At 32.3% G+C, this 16,618-nt stretch carries 17 protein-coding genes; 4 read left to right on the forward strand and 13 right to left on the reverse strand.

Translation table 11 applies throughout. The annotated features are described in order from the left end of the window. Positions 1 to 109: 109 nt before the first annotated feature. Positions 110 to 1,267 carry a sensor histidine kinase gene (locus tag HNV08_RS03560; RefSeq protein ID WP_173279795.1) on the forward strand — a complete coding sequence of 386 codons (1,158 nt, stop codon included), beginning with the start codon at positions 110 to 112 and terminating at the stop codon, positions 1,265 to 1,267. A 70-nt stretch (positions 1,268 to 1,337) separates the two neighbouring features. Beyond that, positions 1,338 to 1,694 carry a hypothetical protein gene (locus tag HNV08_RS03565; RefSeq protein WP_173279797.1) on the forward strand — a complete coding sequence of 119 codons (357 nt, stop codon included), beginning with the start codon at positions 1,338 to 1,340 and terminating at the stop codon, positions 1,692 to 1,694. 1 nt (position 1,695) lies between these two features. Here the strand turns inward: HNV08_RS03565 and HNV08_RS03570 are convergent, their stop codons facing one another. Both HNV08_RS03570 and greA read right to left on the reverse strand, forming a co-directional pair. Then, the gene (locus HNV08_RS03570; RefSeq protein WP_173279799.1) at positions 1,696 to 2,085 is read right to left on the reverse strand and encodes an HIT family protein; all 390 of its coding nucleotides are present in this window, start codon (positions 2,083 to 2,085) and stop codon (positions 1,696 to 1,698) included. 100 nt (positions 2,086 to 2,185) lie between these two features. Next, a complete protein-coding gene (gene greA, locus HNV08_RS03575) occupies positions 2,186 to 2,659 on the reverse strand; it encodes a transcription elongation factor GreA (RefSeq protein WP_173279800.1) in 474 nt (157 codons plus the stop codon). A gap of 139 nt (positions 2,660 to 2,798) precedes the next feature. On the opposite strand from greA, the gene HNV08_RS03580 reads away from it, so the two are divergent. Continuing rightward, complete coding sequence (locus HNV08_RS03580) at positions 2,799 to 3,236, forward strand: hypothetical protein (protein WP_173279801.1); 438 nt, start codon at positions 2,799 to 2,801, stop codon at positions 3,234 to 3,236. Here the strand turns inward: HNV08_RS03580 and HNV08_RS03585 are convergent. The 8 genes from HNV08_RS03585 to HNV08_RS03620 form a co-directional block, all read right to left on the reverse strand. Then, entirely contained in the window at positions 3,233 to 5,461 is a 2,229-nt protein-coding gene (locus HNV08_RS03585) for a TonB-dependent receptor (RefSeq protein ID WP_173279802.1), read from the reverse strand. The genes HNV08_RS03580 and HNV08_RS03585 overlap by 4 nt on opposite strands. A 552-nt stretch (positions 5,462 to 6,013) precedes the next feature. Then, positions 6,014 to 6,418: an alternative ribosome rescue aminoacyl-tRNA hydrolase ArfB gene (gene arfB / locus HNV08_RS03590; protein WP_173279803.1), complete on the reverse strand. Its 405-nt coding sequence runs from the start codon at positions 6,416 to 6,418 to the stop codon at positions 6,014 to 6,016. Continuing rightward, positions 6,418 to 7,977, reverse strand: coding sequence for a DUF4301 family protein (locus tag HNV08_RS03595; RefSeq protein WP_173279804.1), 1,560 nt, complete (start codon positions 7,975 to 7,977; stop codon positions 6,418 to 6,420). Before HNV08_RS03595 ends, arfB begins: the two co-directional genes overlap by 1 nt. Continuing rightward, positions 7,974 to 8,543 (reverse strand): AAA family ATPase, encoded by a 570-nt coding sequence (locus tag HNV08_RS03600; protein WP_173279805.1) that lies wholly within the window; start codon positions 8,541 to 8,543, stop codon positions 7,974 to 7,976. The genes HNV08_RS03595 and HNV08_RS03600 overlap by 4 nt, the downstream gene beginning before the upstream one ends. Further along, complete coding sequence (pnuC, locus tag HNV08_RS03605) at positions 8,504 to 9,136, reverse strand: nicotinamide riboside transporter PnuC (protein WP_173279806.1); 633 nt, start codon at positions 9,134 to 9,136, stop codon at positions 8,504 to 8,506. The genes HNV08_RS03600 and pnuC overlap by 40 nt, the downstream gene beginning before the upstream one ends. Then, the gene (locus tag HNV08_RS03610) at positions 9,120 to 9,380 is read right to left on the reverse strand and encodes a hypothetical protein (protein WP_173279807.1); all 261 of its coding nucleotides are present in this window, start codon (positions 9,378 to 9,380) and stop codon (positions 9,120 to 9,122) included. Before HNV08_RS03610 ends, pnuC begins: the two co-directional genes overlap by 17 nt. 3 nt (positions 9,381 to 9,383) lie before the next feature. Then, complete coding sequence (locus tag HNV08_RS03615; RefSeq protein WP_173279808.1) at positions 9,384 to 10,109, reverse strand: geranylgeranylglyceryl/heptaprenylglyceryl phosphate synthase; 726 nt, start codon at positions 10,107 to 10,109, stop codon at positions 9,384 to 9,386. Then, on the reverse strand, positions 10,109 to 10,735 hold the full coding sequence (locus HNV08_RS03620; protein WP_173279809.1) for a 4'-phosphopantetheinyl transferase family protein: 627 nt from the start codon (positions 10,733 to 10,735) through the stop codon (positions 10,109 to 10,111). The genes HNV08_RS03615 and HNV08_RS03620 overlap by 1 nt, the downstream gene beginning before the upstream one ends. A 129-nt stretch (positions 10,736 to 10,864) precedes the next feature. On the opposite strand from HNV08_RS03620, the gene ahcY reads away from it, so the two are divergent. After that, positions 10,865 to 12,181, forward strand: a complete 1,317-nt coding sequence (gene ahcY / locus HNV08_RS03625; protein WP_173279810.1) for an adenosylhomocysteinase — start codon at positions 10,865 to 10,867, stop codon at positions 12,179 to 12,181. Between the two features lie 168 nt (positions 12,182 to 12,349). On the opposite strand, the gene HNV08_RS03630 is transcribed toward ahcY, so the two are convergent. The 3 genes from HNV08_RS03630 to HNV08_RS03640 form a co-directional block, all read right to left on the reverse strand. Further along, positions 12,350 to 13,648 (reverse strand): hypothetical protein, encoded by a 1,299-nt coding sequence (locus tag HNV08_RS03630; RefSeq protein ID WP_173279811.1) that lies wholly within the window; start codon positions 13,646 to 13,648, stop codon positions 12,350 to 12,352. A gap of 105 nt (positions 13,649 to 13,753) precedes the next feature. Continuing rightward, complete coding sequence (locus HNV08_RS03635; RefSeq protein ID WP_173279812.1) at positions 13,754 to 15,889, reverse strand: S46 family peptidase; 2,136 nt, start codon at positions 15,887 to 15,889, stop codon at positions 13,754 to 13,756. 51 nt (positions 15,890 to 15,940) lie between these two features. Beyond that, positions 15,941 to 16,534 (reverse strand): hypothetical protein, encoded by a 594-nt coding sequence (locus tag HNV08_RS03640; protein ID WP_173279813.1) that lies wholly within the window; start codon positions 16,532 to 16,534, stop codon positions 15,941 to 15,943. Between the last annotated feature and the right edge of the window lie 84 nt (positions 16,535 to 16,618).

Genomic DNA, 16,618 nt, shown 5'->3' on the forward strand with positions numbered 1-16,618 from the left:
TTCAACAAATATAATTATATTGAATTGTCAACGAAAGTATTTTATAAACATTAGCATACAATATTATTAACAGTTTTGCATTATATTTAAATTTGAATAAAACTGACTAATGACTTTTAGCATCAACCGAAATATTATCCGCTGGATTATTATTGCCTCCTCATTTATAATCATATCACTCATTCTTTGGAATACTTATACGTTTTTTCAAAATTTTAAGATTGAGGAACGCTCTAAAATGAAAACCTGGTCTGTAGCGCAAATTGACCTTAATAGTATGGATAACCTAAATACAGATGTTAATCCCGTAACATCTCATGTTGTTACCCAAACTATTATTAGTACACCTGTTATTGTGTTAGATGAAAATGGAGATGTCAATAGATATAGAAATATAGATAGTTTAACACTAGAAAACCCTAAAGAACTGAAAGCCCTTGTTGATAAGTTTAAAAATGAAAATCAGCCTATTCCTGTTGTCATGGGAAAAAAGGTAAAACAAACAATTTACTATGGAAATTCACCATTATTGAACAAATTAAAATATTATCCATTAGCGTTGCTACTCATTATTTTTCTTTTTGCAGCTGTGGTGTATTTCTTTTATCGCAGTTCTAAAAATGCAGAACAAAATAAACTGTGGACAGGTATGGCCAAGGAAACAGCACACCAAATTGGGACACCATTATCATCTTTAGTGGGTTGGACGGAGATTTTAAAAACCGAACATGTAAATCCAGAATATATTGTAGAAATAGAAAAAGATATAGATAGACTACAAACTATAACAGAACGCTTTAGTAAAATAGGGTCTGCGCCAACATTAGATAGTATGGATATTGTTGAAGTGACTAAATCCTCTTATGCGTATTTAAAGTCGCGCTCTTCTAAGCTAATTAATTTTGAAATTATAATTCCTGATCGCGAAATACTAGTCAGTTTAAATGAACAACTTTACAGTTGGACTATTGAAAATTTAGTAAAAAATGCAATTGATGCCATGAAGGGAAAAGGTGATTTAAAGTTAGAATTAAAACAGGTAGAACGACAAGTTTTTATAAATATTTCTGATACAGGAAAAGGTATTCCGAAATCATCTTACACTAAAATTTTTGAACCAGGTTATACCACTAAAAAAAGAGGTTGGGGACTTGGGTTGTCTTTGGCAAAACGCATTATTGAGGATTATCATAATGGAAAGATAAAAGTATTAACGTCAGAAATTGATAAAGGATCTACCATACAAATAATGTTAAAGCAGGTTTAAGTTGTTATAAATCAGATTATAGACTTTAAAAATTTTTAACGTTATTTCGAAAAATTAAGTAAATTTGAACATGAATGCGTTCAATTTTTTCACATTAAAGGAAGCCAGAATTAATAACAATTGCCCAGAGTGTTATTCTAATGATAGTTTAGAGCTTATTTTTGAGCAAAAGTTAACAGAGACTAATTTTTATAAGGCAATTACAAATGAGACACGTAGTGAAATAAGATGTCTTAACTGTGAGGTTCAAATTTTTCCTGTAATGTGGACAAATGATATAGAACAAGTCGTAGATTACCACAAAAGAGGTCTTCATATTAAACCTAAATCACTAAAATTAAAACCAATTTCTTGGGCAATAATCACGTTTGTCTTGGTTGTACTAATTGCAATTGTTTTATTGGTAACTGGCGTAATGTCTATTTAAATTACAAGTGAGATGCTATCGCTTTTGCAATGGTCTCAAACTCTTGAGGGTCTAATTTCTGTTTGTGAGAAAAACGCGCATCATCCATACTGTGTAATGGAATTAAATGAACATGAGCATGTGGGACTTCTAGTCCAATGACTGACATGCCAACGCGTTCACAAGGCACTGCTTTTTCTAATGCAATAGCAACTTTTCTTGAAAATTGCATTAATCCATTATACGTGTTTGCATCGAGATCAAAAATTTTATCCACTTCTTTTTTAGGAATACAAAGGGTATGGCCTTTAGAGTTTGGGTTGATATCTAAAAAAGCAAAAAAATCTTCCGTTTCTGCAACTTTGTAAGATGGTATTTCTCCAGAAATTATTTTTGTAAAAAGTGTAGCCATAATTCTATTGTATTGCGTCTTTTATAAATATAAAAAGATTCCTTTAAACCGGAATCTTTTTATGATCTATCTATTTAGATAAGTAAATTAAAATTGAATATTATCGTGATATTTCTAAAATATCAAACTTCATTGTACCACTAGGTACTTGTATTTCTGCAACATCACCAACAGATTTTCCTAATAAACCTTTTCCGATAGGTGAGTTAATAGAAATTTTTCCAGATGCTAAATCTGCTTCACTTTCAGCCACCAAAGTATAGGTCATTTCCATACCATTCATTTGGTTTTTAATTTTTACTATTGATAATGCTAAAACTTTAGAAGTATCTAATTGCGACTCGTCAATCACTCTTGCGCCAGATAAAATTTCTTCCATTTTAGAAATTTTCATTTCTAACATTCCTTGAGCTTCTTTGGCCGCATCATATTCTGCATTTTCACTTAAATCCCCTTTGTCTCTTGCCTCTGCAATAGCTTGTGATGCCTTAGGACGTTCAACATCCTTTAGTTGGTTTAATTCATCTCTTAATTTTTTTAAACCTTCAGCTGTGTAATAAGATACTTTACTCATAATTCCTTCGTTTATTGTCATAAGATGCTGAAATACAATCAGCATAAAAAAAATCTCGCGCTGACGAGATTACTATACAAATATATAAAATATTTACGGCAATGTTCAAATAATTGTAAATTGCCTTATAAATTAGAATATGAAAAAAACACTCTTTGCGCTCAGTTGTTTAGTATTTTTTACGTGCAACAATACAGATGATATAAACAACTGTAATTTCTTGTTTGATGCTAATGTTAATCTCACTGTGAATACTAATTTTCCGCAGTATAGTCAATTACAATTTAACGGCAATGCAGTATATGTTGCTGGGCATGGCAATAAAGGTATATGGTTGTATAGAGCGAGTTCTAATATTCTTTATGCTTGGGATGCATCAGATCCTGGTCATGTACCATCTTCTTGCTCTACATTAACAGATTCTGGTATAGGAGATATTGTTGTTTGTGGTTGTGAAGATGCTAACCAATACAGTTTAGCCACAGGTTTGGGATTAAGTGAAAACTCTCAATCCTGTACGTTACAACCGTACAGTGTTGAGAGTCTTGGGAATAATACTTATTTGGTAAGCGATTAAAATTTTAAAGTTACACCTGCCAAAAAGTTTCTTGTAGCTTGAGGGTAGAAACCTGCGCCTTCAATAGTTGTTGTAGCATTTGGGTCTGACCATGTGTCATCATACGTGTAGTAATATCCATTAGAAATGTATTCGACATTAAAAATGTTATTTACTAAACCAGAGAATACAATTTCTTTAAAAATAGAGTTTGTTTTTAAGGTGTAATTAATGTTAAAGTCATTGATAAAAAAACTATCTAATTTAGAAGAAGTAGCTTCTGTGTTGCTCATAAATTGTTCTCCTACAAATTTGCTTAATACAGCCATCTGAAGATGGTCTATTGGTCTAAAAACAATGGCATTGGCGGCTACTATATCTGGTGAAAATGAAATGTCTGTTTTTCCTAAATTCTGTAATTCGCCATCAAAATTAATGATAGTTTCCTTGTTCTTATTGCTGCTTAATGTTACATTAGGTTGTAATGTTAATTGAGACGTAATTGGTATAATTGCTTCAAGTTCTAAACCTAAACGGTAACTTTTTCCGCTATTGGTTCTAATTGGGTTTCCAACGTCATCTAAACTTCCCGTTAATACAAGCTGTTCGTTATAACCCATGTAGTATGCATTAGCATTAAATGTAAAGTTACCTTTTTGGTGTCTCCAACCAAGTTCAAAATCATTTAATTGTTCTGCTTCTATAGTCGCGTTGCTTTCAAAATCAGTTCTGTTTGGTTCTCTATTTGCCCTAGCATATGAGAAATATAGATTGTTAGCACTGTTTAATTCGTAAGTTATCCCAGCTTTAGGATTAAAAAACGTAAAGTTTTTATCTACAGCAAATTCTACTAAATCTGAAGTTGTACCTGTTGTTTTATAGGTTACGTTTCTCACTTGTAAGTCACCATATAAACTCAGTTTTTCATTTAGTTTATAATTTGCTTTTGTAAAAAGAGATAAGTCATTCTTTTTACTATTTCCATCGTAATAACGGTCTCTAATTTGAGATTGACTCGCATATTCTGCCCAAATCACTTCGCCAAAATGATCACCGTTGTAATGGCTGTAAGATCCACCAAATATTAGATTGATGTTATCATTTTTATAGTTTGCATTAGCATTAAATACATAAAAATCATTATCTAACCATCGTCTTCTAATTAAATCGGTTTCGTCAATGATTTCACCATTAAAATCTAAAGGTTCAAAACCATAATCTGCAAAGTCTTCCCCTTCTTTATATTGTTCAAAATAACCGTTTCCTTTTGTATAGTTAAGCCCAATGGTTGTAGACCAATTGTTAGTGTATCGTTGATTCCAGTGTAATTGATAGTGGTCTTGGCCGTAGTTATCAACTTCGTTATCGTAGGTGTAATAGTTGTATCTTCTGTCTGAATTTCTAAGATTTTCTGCTTCGGCTTCGCTTAAATAATTTTCTGCAATAAAGGCTTCGATACCAGCTTGGTCGCCATTAATCCTAGCTAATGGAGTGCCATACCACGCTTGGTATGTGATCTCTTCTCCTCCAAAGGTTATGGCTTTAATTAAAGTATTATCATCTACATAAGACCCTTGTAAAAAGTAAGATTTTAAGTCTGAAGATGCACGATCTATATAACCATCTGATGCAATGTTTGATAAACGTCCTGCTATTTCAAAATGGTTATTCATTAAACCAGTACTAAATTTAATGGTATGTTTTCTTGTGTTATAACTTCCAAATGAATTAGAAATTTCTCCAGAGGACACTTTAGATACAGCATCAGTTAAGACATTAATACTCGCGCCAAAGGCACCAGAACCGTTGGTAGATGTCCCAACACCACGTTGTAATTGTAAGCTCTCTGTAGATGATGCAAAGTCGCCAAGGTTAACCCAAAAGGTACCTAAAGATTCGGCATCATTATACGGAATTCCGTTAATAGTAACGTTGGTAGATTGTGAACTCACACCTCTAACTCTAATACTGGTATAACCAACACCAGCACCAGCATCTGTAGTTGTAACTACTGAGGGTAAAAAATTAAGTAAAACTGGGATGTCTTGTCCTAAGTTGCGTTTAGCTAAGTCTTCTTTACTGACGTTACTGTGTGTAATTGGAGATTTTGCATCTACTCGAACTGCTTTAACTAAAACTTCGTCTAATTTTTCTACTTTACTAGAGTCTTGTTTTGTTTGGTTTTGCTGCGCTGCTGCGCTGACTGATAACACTAAAAGTGTTAAAAAAAGAAATAAATTTTTCATTACGATTGTTTAAAATCGAATAAAAAGAGGTAATTATTCTTTATAATTAATAATTAAATGTTTTGAGCTACAGGTATAAACAAAGCTAAAAAATGTCTTTTTCTTTTAGAATTTATTCGTTGCATACGAAACAAGAATAAACCAGAAGTAGAAAAATAAACATTGATAACTGTTGCGTCTACCAAAAACAATATACGATTGTTTTCTTTACGCTCGTTTCCTAAACAGCATTACCTGTTCTAGGTTCAATGGGTATGATCTCAGCCGTTTTAGTAGGCAGTGAGCAGTAGCAGTGTGCAGAAAAAACTGTGGACTGAATACTGAGAACTAAATACTAAAAAAAGCACCCCTTTTTTGAGAACGCGGCAAAGATAAGGTAGATTTTAGAATTACAAATTATGAATTGCGTTTTTTTTAAATGGAAAAATAACCATCAGTTATTATGGAATTCTTTATTAGAGTTTTGTACAGAGAACACTTTGAAAATTAATGTATTCATACATCTCGAGACAATGCTTTATGCTGATGAATTACTTGAAGTGAGGTACATTGTTATTCAATTGTTGGTGGTTTGCGATTCGCCTTTTTATCTGCATTAATACGTTTGTCTTTTAAGCGTTTCTTCTTTACACTGCGAGGTACTCTAGTGGCAATACGTATTTTGTCTTCTTTTAGACCATCTTTTATTAGTTCTAAAAAACGTTGAGTTACCAATGCTTTATTTCTAAATTGACTACGACTCTCGTCGCATGTTAAAATTAGAACAGCGTCTCTATTTAATCGGGTTTTAAAATATTCTAATAGTTTTTGTTTCTCTATATCATTAAAAGCCAATGAGTTCTCAAGGTTAAAGTATAATTCGGCCTTAGAAGACACTTTGTTAACATGTTGTCCGCCACTGCCAGAGCTTCTAACATATTTATAGATTACTTCAGATTTTAATATGTTGCTGTCCACTAAAATTTAGTTTGATGAGGTGCTTTTAGTAAATCATTCACAGTTTTTACAGGATTAAAAGTTATGATAGGAACTTCTACAAAAATAGTTGTCCAATTGGCCATACTTCCATTCCATAATCCAGGAAGTTCTAGAGCTTTTAATTCTTTTCCGTTTTTGGTTTTTTGTGAAATAAAAGCTGTGTCAAAATCAACATATTTTTCTAAATCAAATTTTTCGCCTTTATAATTTTTAACACCACAAACTAAATCTACAGGATTAAAGTGCGTTGCATTTTTAAGGATTTCAGCTTGTTTTAAATCATTTAGATTGATTTGTGCAGACTCCACAATTTGTAGAGATTGATTAGATTTAAAATCTTTAACCCAAAAAGGACCACCACCTGGCTCACCTTCATTTTTTACCATTCCACAAATGCGGATTGGTCGGTTTAATTTTTCTTGTAAATATTCGATTTTATAATGATCTGTGTATTTTTTATACTCATCAGAAATTTTTATGTTTAAGTCTGATGTTAAAAACGTTTCAATGGTTTTAAAGGTCGTTTCTGATATTGTTTTGGTGTCTAACGTGTGTAAATATTCAAAAGTTTTGGCTTGTAATTTTAAAAGTATGCCAGCTAATACTTTTTTATATTTCGCGATGTCTTCTTTGTATTTGTTGACAACAACATTGTCAATGTTTTTTACAAAAATAATATCTGCATCGAGTGTATTTAGGTTTTTTAATAAAGCACCATGGCCTGAAGGTCTAAAAAGTATTGAGCCATCTGATAATCTAAATGGCTTATTCTTTGGTGTTACGGCAATTGTATCTGTAGATTGCTGCTGGTATGAAAATGAAATATCAAATGTAACACCCGTGTTTTGTTCTATGTTTTGTTGAATATTTTTAAATTCTTTAGAGAATTTATCCTTATAAATTTCTGAAATTGTGAAATGTAATTTGGCCAAACCATTACTTGAGGCGTACAAAGCGGCTTCATATAAATGTTCTTCAAAAGCTGTAGATATTTGATCGTTTTTGTATTTGTGAAATGGTAATAATCCTTTTGGTTGATTACCAAAATTTAGTTGATCTTCATCTAACATGGCTTTAGCAAAATGCCATACTTTTTCGTTGGTAGTTAGTGTTTCAAAATTAATATTCTTGGCTTTAAGTGATTTAAGAACAAGTTTATAAAATGGAAATTTTTCCATACCAACCATAAAAAGAGATAACTCTCGTAAGTTGTTTTTGTTTATAAACGAGTTTAGGGATTGTTCTTTAGAATTGAATTCACTCACAAACCTAAATAAGAATTTAAACATACGTGATGCGGCTCCAGATGCTGGGACAAACTTTAATAACGATGTTGCGTTCTTTTTAGATTCAAAAAAGTCAATATATGATTTAATACTAGTGTCGTCTAGAGCTAATATTCCGTTATTAATGGTAGCTGCTTTAGAAATATTGGTAAATGGAATACCGGTTTCAAAAAGTTCTATTTGCTTTTTTACGTCATTTAAGTTTAGACTTTTAGATTCTATTTGTGTAATGTCTTCTGTTGTAAATTTCATAATTTGTTTGCTAGTAGGTTATCAATATGTTGCACTGCAGTCTTAAGGCGTTGTTCTTTATTACCCTTTAATAAAACATATGGTTTGTTGTAGGTTTTTAAAGTGGTCTCAAATGCGTTAAACATGCGTTCTCTTTCATTGGGTTTATCTCTTAGGTCATCTGCTTCCCAAGGCGTGTCAATATAAGTTAAAAAGTAAAGGTCGTAAGAATTTTTTAGAGCATATGTATTTAAAATAGGGTTACATGTTCCTAAATAATAGGCTTCACTATATACTTTAGTTTCAAGTAGATCGGTGTCGCATATTAATACGGAATCCGTTTTTTGTGCTAAACTGTTTTCAAGTTTCATTTGCCCTATGGCAATAGGTAAAAGATCATTGGGTTCGCAGGTTTTTCGTTCGTTATTCCATTTGTTTTGCAGGTATTCTCTTGCGTATTCTGGTACCCAAACAGAATGGTAGTGTCTCGCCAATTGTCGTGATAATGTTGTTTTTCCGGTAGATTCAGGACCAAACAATACTACTTTTATACAGTTGCTTGGTTCTTGTCTAAGTGCGTCTTCCATTCTCTATAACCTTGAATTGCTAATATTGTAAAGATAAGGTATTGCAAAGATAACATTCCTAAGCCTCTATAAGCGTAAAGTGGAATTGTAATAAGATCACCAATGATCCAAAGTGTCCAATTTTCTAATTTTTTGGTTGCCATATACCACATTGCAGTAAAGAAAATACCAGAAGTAACAATATCTATATAGTTTGGGATTTTTAATTCATAGTCATATGACTTATAGACTATAAATGTCGCTATCATGGTTAAGAAGAATAAACCTATACCAATTTGCTTTTCTTTTGTTGTTGTTCTCGATATTGGAACAACGGTAGTATTGTTTTTTTTTCGAGACCAATTCCACCAGCCATAAATACTCATAATAGAATAGTAAAAATTCATCATCATATCTCCTAAATATTTATTGATATATAAAAGATAAACCGTGATTACAGTACAAATAATACCAGTTGGGTAAACTAAGATGTTTTCTTGTTTTGCATACCAAACACTCATAATACCAAAAATAAAAGCAATAGCTTCTAGTAGTATCTGATTGGTGGGTGTACTTTGATAAGCGTTTAGGAAAAAATCAAAAATGTGGTTCATAATCACTTCTATTAGTTTTAACCAATTTTATGGTTAATACAGAAATATCAACATCTTCAAATGAGCGCTTTATTTCTTTGGTTAAAAATGGCATTAGATCGTCGTAAGCTCCAAATATTTGAGTGCTTAAGGGATTTTCTAAAACTTTAAATTTTGAAGCTCTTAAGGCTTTTATAAAGTTAATGACATGGTCTTCGTAGTCATTTTGTAAGGGTGAGAGTGTTAAATCTACAGATATGTCCATTTATTATTTTTTTAGTTCAGTTAAGAATGATTCATTGTGTTCAAACGCAGTGCCTATGACTATCATATCTGCACCTGCATTGTAGGTTGTTTCTATTGTTTTTTTATTTCTAATGCCACCACCAACTATTAGAGGAATATTAAGCTCTTGCGCGACTTGCGAAATAATATGAGCATCGATTGGTTGGGTTGCTCCACTGCCTGCTTCTAAGTAAATGAGTTGTTTGCCCAGCAACTCACCAGCTTTAGCTGTGTGAACTATAGATGTTACGTGATTTCGTTTTAATGGTTGGGTTTTACTGACGCGCTGTACAGCAGTTTCCTTTCCGTTTTCAATTAAAATGTAGCCGGTTGGTATAACTTCAAGTTGAGAGTGCTTTAGCCTTGAAATGGCCTTAACATGTTGGCCAATTAGATATTCTGGATTACGACCAGATATTAAAGATAGAAACAAAATTGCATCGGCTTTATGCGTTATTTGAATAACGTCACCAGGAAATAAGACTACTGGTAATGCAGTGTGCTTTTTTATTTCTATTACTAAGGTTTCTGTAAGGCCTTCATTGACCTCGCTACCTCCAACAAAGACATGTGTTATTATAGATGCATTGACTTTAGATATAAAACCAGAAACGTGTTGAGGTTTCATCTTATCTGGATCAATTAATACAGCTAAGAGTTTTTTGCCTTTTGCCTTTGCAGCAACTATATTTTGGTAAATTGTATTCATTAAGGAATAACGTAGGCACAGGTAAACCCTTCAAACTCTAAAAATGCCGTATTGTATCTGTATTTTTTATTTTTGTAATCTATCCAAGCAACTGTGTTTCCGTCTTTCATCATAAACGGAATGACTAAAAAATGTTCTTTAAATAACATGCCAGGTGTAGCAAATAATTTATAAAGCGATTCTTTAATTCCCCAAATCACAGTTAGTTTATTTATGTAATCGTCTTCTGTTGCGCTTAAATAATTGTATTCATAATCAATAAACTTATGCGCAATGACTCCAATTTTATCACGTTGTTTTTCGATATCAATACCAACTTCAGCATCACTTATTATAACACCAGAAAAGGTAAACGAATGTGTAATAGAAATATGTTTACCATCGTTGAGATGAGGTTTTCCATTTTCATCGTAGTACAAATCTTGATCGGTATAGCCAAACGCATGCAGCAAATGCCTAACACTCAAAAATCCACGCTGATGCAATTCGCTTTTCATGTCTAAAACACGATCTAAGCTTTGAGGTTTTAATTCTAAAGGTTGTAATAAGTCGGTATAAGATTCTTCAATCTTCCAGATTTTAACAGTAGTTTGTGAATTTACACTAATAGTTTTGTATAGTGGCATTTAAAATTCTTAATGTTATTGATTATCTTTGCGGTGCCTAAGGTAAATTTGGTGTTTTTAGATAAGCGAATTTAACTATTTAAGCGCTAAACCCAAAGGTGTTTCAAAATATAAAATAAAGAAAATAATATGAGTACAAAAACTGTTGCTTACGTACCAAATAAGGTAAAAGACATGTCGCTTGCGGCTTGGGGAAGAAAAGAAATTAATTTGGCTGAAGCAGAAATGCCAGGTTTAATGAGTTTACGTGAAGAATATAAAAACGAGCAACCATTAAAAGGTGCACGTATTGCAGGATGTTTACACATGACGATACAAACGGCTGTTTTAATTGAAACATTACAAGCTTTAGGAGCAGAAGTGACTTGGAGTTCTTGTAATATCTTTTCTACACAAGATCAGGCTGCTGCTGCCATTGCAGATGCTGGTACTGCTGTGTATGCTTGGAAAGATATGACAGAAGAAGAGTTTGACTGGTGTATTGAGCAAACCCTTTTCTTTGGTGAAGACAGAAAACCATTAAACATGATTTTAGATGATGGTGGCGATTTAACAAACATGGTTTTAGATAAATATCCAGAATTAGCGGCTGGAATCAACGGTTTATCTGAAGAAACTACAACTGGTGTTCACAGACTTTACGAGCGTGTAAAGAACGGAACATTACCTATGCCAGCGATTAATGTAAACGATTCGGTTACGAAATCGAAATTCGATAATAAATATGGTTGTAAAGAATCTGCAGTAGATGCCATTCGTAGAGCAACAGATATTATGTTAGCTGGAAAACGTGTAACGGTTTGTGGTTATGGTGATGTTGGTAAAGGAACAGCAGCTTCTTTTAAAGGTGCTGGTTCTATTGTAACAGTTACTGAAATTGACCCAATTTGTGCATTACAAGCAGCAATGGATGGTTTTGAAGTGAAGAAATTAGAAACTGTAGTTGGAAATAGCGATATTGTTATTACAACAACAGGAAACAAAGATATCGTTAGATCTGAACATTTTGAAGCGATGAAGGATAAGACTATTGTTTGTAACATTGGGCACTTTGATAACGAAATACAAATGGCTTGGTTAAATGAAAACTTTGGAGATACTAAAGATACTATTAAGCCACAAGTAGATAAGTATACAGTTAACGGAAAGGAAATTATTATTCTTGCTGAAGGTCGTTTAGTTAACTTAGGTTGTGCAACTGGTCATCCAAGTTTTGTAATGTCTAACTCATTTACTAACCAAACGTTAGCACAGATTGAACTTTGGAATAACAAAGAAGCCTACGGAAACGATGTGTATATGTTACCAAAACATTTAGATGAAAAAGTAGCGAAATTACATTTAGAAAAAATTGGTGTTGAATTAACAGAACTTAAAGACTACCAAGCAGAATATATTGGTGTAACCGTTGAAGGGCCTTATAAGCCTGAGCACTATCGTTATTAATGTCATTCCTGCGAAGGCAGGAATCTTATTAAAGAAAATGTAATATTAAATTAAACCCTTGCAGAAATGTGAGGGTTTTTTGTTGGTAATCTTGAAACCTAAAAAGGAACAAGAACGTCACTTCGAGTGACCTAAGTACATTAAAAAGAATGATTTTATTTTGGAAATTTAATAATAACTTATTTTTCTTGTAATTTTTTCCTTGATTACTCCATTTTGTAAAGTTATTTTTTCAATATAATTACCGTTGTTGTCATACTTATAATTTATTTGTCTTAACGAATTGTTTCTTAAATCTCTGTATTCGATTAAATGTTTCTTCATGTTATAAAGTTGTGTTCTGTCAATTTTATTATCGCGATAAGAGTTTAATATATAACTTCCATCTGAATTATAAATATATTTAGAAATAAGTCTTTTTTCGAACTTTTCATCTCCTACTTTTCCTTTTAAATACCATGATTTGTGTAGTAAAGTATCTTTGTTAATTATTTTATACTCGTATAATCTACCAGAAATGTACCCATTTTTATTTTTGCTAATAGTTTTTAGCTCTTTACTTCCCCAATACTCATAAAAATTTTCATTTTCAGATAATGGGTAATTAGAATTATGCTTTATTTTTTTCGAAGAAAGTAATCTGCCTTCTATATTATGTTGAAAATTTTCTTCAATTTCTAACTCAAAACCTGAAAAGTCTTTATCAGCATCCTTTCTAATTATGGGGATTTTTACTTTATAATTATTTAAAATTGTATCTGGCAAATGTACAGTTATTATAGTGTCTCGGTAACGAACAGATGTGTCAATATATGTTTCAGTCCTAATTAAAACATCATTGTTATAATCATATTTTGTTATAAAGTCATTTAGAGAGTAGCCATCGCCTTTGCACATTACGAATCCATAGATACTTGTCTCAATATGATTATTTAAATCTTCCTTATTTAGAAGTTTTCCATCTTTATATGTATTCCTTTGAGAAATATAAAAATCTTTCTGTTTATTTGTTTTTTGATATTTAGTGAGTAATTTATTTTCAGAATTATAAGTGTATTTTTCTTGATAGCTATTTACGTCATTAGTGGATATTACACTGTCTTTGGTTCGTTTCCATTGTTTTGCATATTGAGATTTCAATAGTAGATTATCTTTAGCATCAAAAATGTTTTCCTCTTTCAGAAACAGTGAGCTATCCTTTTGAACCCTATATTCTTTCAATAAATAACCATTTTTATTAAATATTCTTTTAACCTTGGATGAAACAACCTCGAACGAAGAGTCTATCTTTATTGTTAATTCATTAATAACTTCAGTTTCTTTAACTTTACCAACCAAAGCAAAATAAGTTTTGTACCCATAACCTTTTGAATAATCTTCATTTGGTTTATTTCCATTGTTATCAAGAATTTGAGAGTAGCTAAGGCAAAAACGAAGCAAGAAAAAAAAGAATAATATTTTTTTCATAATCATAAAACGTCAAGAACTATATTTATCGTATGCTTTCCAAAAAAATCGCTTTTTATTTCTAAAATCCAAAAACTGCTACCTTAAGACTAAAATACTACGACTTTATTTCTTTCGCTTCTTACTTTTCTTCTTTTTCTTAGAACTAGAATCATCCTTTTTAGGATGCACTAAAGTCATTTCATCAATTAAATGGGTTGCACCAGCGTATTTATCAACAATAAAAAGCACGTAGCGTAAATCTACCATAATGTTTCGGCAGATTTCTGGGTCGTAATTCATGTCGCTCATTGTGCCTTCCCAAACACGGTCGAAGTTTAAGCCGACTAAATTTCCTTCGGCATCAATTGCAGGACTTCCAGAGTTTCCACCTGTGGTGTGGTTGGTTCCTAAAAAGCAAACTGGGACTTTTCCATTCTTATCTGCATACTGTCCATAATCTTTAGCGTTGTATAAATCTCTTAATTTTTGTGGCACATCAAACTCATAATCGCCAGGAATGTATTTTTCAATAACACCATCTAAATAACTCACAGGATTGTAATAAACCGCATCTCTTGGCGAATAGCCTCTCACTTGTCCGTAAGTGACACGAAGTGTACTATTAGCATCTGGGAAATAACGTGTATTTGGTAAGGCTTCCATTAATGCTGTCATATATTTAGTTTGTAATGCTGTAATTGGTTCGTTTTTTTGTTGGTATTCCGGATTTAGGCTGTTAAAAAACTCGTCAATAATTGGTTTTGCATACGCAAAGGCAGCATCATTATTTAGGTTTTTTATAACGGTTGCTGCATCGCCTTCAAGCAAACTTAAAGCAGAATCTAAATTAGTAAAGGCTGTTTTGTCGTAGATAGAAGCATCAACGTCTTTGCCATATAAAGGCATCACATTGAGGTAAACCCCTTTATCTAATTCAGCGTTGTAATTTTTATGAATACCTTGTAATTGACCCGTTAAAACTTCCTTACCTCTTTCTAAATTAGCAGGATTAGCAACAAGAGCTTGTTCCACTTGGTAAGCTCTAAAGGTCATTTGCATTAATTCATTAGTTATTAAAAAGACTTCAATAAAGTTTCTACGTTTAATATTTATTGGCGCGAAGTCTTTGTATAGTCTATCAAATTCCGGAAGAATGTTTCCATATTTATCTTCAAGTCCTTTTTCTTTTAAGGCTTTAGTAAATGTAGCTTCAAACGCTTTTCGTTTTTCAACCGCATTACTTTTTTCAATTCCTAAATTTTCGCCAATCCATTTTTTCCAAGCATTCGCAATTCGTGCTTGTTTAGAAGCATATTTAATTCTTACAGCATCACTTTCTTTCATTTTTTGGTCAATGACTTTTAAAGCCGCTTCTCGTATAGCAATATTTGTAGGATTAAATTCTTTTGTAATATGCTCAATGGCAACAGCAGGTAGATACTCGCTTGTTGTGCCTGGAAAACCAAAAACCATTGTAAAATCGCCTTCTTCAACACCATCTAAAGATACTGGTAAGTAATGTTTTGGTTTGTATGGCTTGTTGTCTTTGCTGTATTTTGCAGGTCTATTATTTGCATCAGCATATATACGAAACATAGAAAAATCGCCAGTGTGTCTCGGGAAAACCCAGTTGTCTGTATCGCTTCCAAATTTACCAATACTGCTTGGTGGTGCACCAACTAAACGAATATCTTCAAATCGTTCTGTTACAAAAAGGAAGTATTGATTGCCTTCATAAAACGCCTTTGTTTTTACATCTTGCCAAGCTTCTTTCGGCCACGTTTTTAAAACTGCATTTGTATTTTTTGAGATTATTGATTGTTTCTCAGTTTCAGTCATGCTATCTGTGATACCTTTTAAAGCCACTTCTGTAACATCGTGAATACTGACAATAAACTCAATAAATAAGCCTTCGTTTGGTAATTCGTCCTCAAGAGACATTGCCCAAAACCCATCTTTTAAATAATCGTTTTCTAAAGATGAATGTGATTGAATTTGTCCAAAACCACAGTGATGATTGGTTAACACCAAACCTTGGTCTGAAATGACCTCACTTGTACAGCCACCATTAAAATGGCCAATGGCATCCTTTAAGCTAGAGTTGTTAACATCGTAAATATCTTGAGCTGTTAATTTACTGCCCAAACTTTGCATTTCAGTTTCGTTCATACCTTCTAAAAGTGAAGGAATCCACATGCCACCTTGTTGGGCAGACACTTGAAAAACAAAGCATAATAATAGAATTTTTATAAAGCGCATAGTCTAAATTTTATGAGTTTTTGTAAAGATAGAGAATAAGGGAAATGTTACCTAATGGCTTGGTACAATAAGTGCTGAATTTTGAATCCAGTTAGTAACTAATTTTTTGTTGGTGGTAATTTCTGCGAAAACATAAATATTAGACCTAAAACAGGCTGAAGTTTCGGCTAATTCTATAACCACTTTATCATCGCAGTAACTAGAATGTAAGAAGTAAAGTGTTTTATTTTTAATAAGTATATAACCAACATGATTATCTAGACCAACAAAATAAATACCATCAGAATAAACTGAGTTAACTTTTGTCTCTAATGTAGCAAATGTTAGGTTAGAATAAATTTTTAAGTCAGATTTAGGTTGAAGCATTCGTGCTTCAATTAAACCAGCTTGTTGTGCCATTTTATAACGATTGAGATTAAAATCTAAATGTTTTAAAGTGGTTGAAACAAAATAACCACAGGCAATTAATCCGTCATTTGGTGTGTTGGTGTATCCATTAAAATCCCATTCTGTTCCATACCAATGCGGAACAATTTCATTGATTAAATTTTCATATAAATAGGTTGATGCACTATCAATGGCTTTAGTTGGATTTGTTTGATATAAAGATTTAAAATAAAACCTATCTGTTTTTATTTTATGCAATAGTGATGTGTAATTTCCTTTAGGTTTAAAATTGATATTCAGCTTTATTGAATCTAAACCAGTTTGCGTTTCAATTTCAGCAGG

It is taken from the genome of Winogradskyella eckloniae, assembly GCF_013249045.1.
Classification (GTDB): domain Bacteria; phylum Bacteroidota; class Bacteroidia; order Flavobacteriales; family Flavobacteriaceae; genus Winogradskyella; species Winogradskyella eckloniae.

Excerpts from the sequence above, each read along its gene's own strand:
- HNV08_RS03595 (WP_173279804.1), bottom strand. The coding sequence starts at position 7,977 with ATGAAATTTACAACAGAAGACATTACACAAATAGAATCTAAAAGTCTA.
- HNV08_RS03620 (WP_173279809.1), bottom strand. The coding sequence starts at position 10,735 with ATGCCACTATACAAAACTATTAGTGTAAATTCACAAACTACTGTTAAA.
- greA (WP_173279800.1), bottom strand. The coding sequence starts at position 2,659 with ATGAGTAAAGTATCTTATTACACAGCTGAAGGTTTAAAAAAATTAAGA.
- HNV08_RS03615 (WP_173279808.1), bottom strand. The coding sequence starts at position 10,109 with ATGAATACAATTTACCAAAATATAGTTGCTGCAAAGGCAAAAGGCAAA.
- HNV08_RS03565 (WP_173279797.1), top strand. The coding sequence starts at position 1,338 with ATGAATGCGTTCAATTTTTTCACATTAAAGGAAGCCAGAATTAATAAC.
- HNV08_RS03600 (WP_173279805.1), bottom strand. The coding sequence starts at position 8,543 with ATGGAAGACGCACTTAGACAAGAACCAAGCAACTGTATAAAAGTAGTA.
- HNV08_RS03585 (WP_173279802.1), bottom strand. The coding sequence starts at position 5,461 with ATGAAAAATTTATTTCTTTTTTTAACACTTTTAGTGTTATCAGTCAGC.
- HNV08_RS03630 (WP_173279811.1), bottom strand. The coding sequence starts at position 13,648 with ATGAAAAAAATATTATTCTTTTTTTTCTTGCTTCGTTTTTGCCTTAGC.
- pnuC (WP_173279806.1), bottom strand. The coding sequence starts at position 9,136 with ATGAACCACATTTTTGATTTTTTCCTAAACGCTTATCAAAGTACACCC.
- HNV08_RS03580 (WP_173279801.1), top strand. The coding sequence starts at position 2,799 with ATGAAAAAAACACTCTTTGCGCTCAGTTGTTTAGTATTTTTTACGTGC.
- ahcY (WP_173279810.1), top strand. The coding sequence starts at position 10,865 with ATGAGTACAAAAACTGTTGCTTACGTACCAAATAAGGTAAAAGACATG.
- HNV08_RS03560 (WP_173279795.1), top strand. The coding sequence starts at position 110 with ATGACTTTTAGCATCAACCGAAATATTATCCGCTGGATTATTATTGCC.
- HNV08_RS03570 (WP_173279799.1), bottom strand. The coding sequence starts at position 2,085 with ATGGCTACACTTTTTACAAAAATAATTTCTGGAGAAATACCATCTTAC.
- HNV08_RS03610 (WP_173279807.1), bottom strand. The coding sequence starts at position 9,380 with ATGGACATATCTGTAGATTTAACACTCTCACCCTTACAAAATGACTAC.
- HNV08_RS03635 (WP_173279812.1), bottom strand. The coding sequence starts at position 15,889 with ATGCGCTTTATAAAAATTCTATTATTATGCTTTGTTTTTCAAGTGTCT.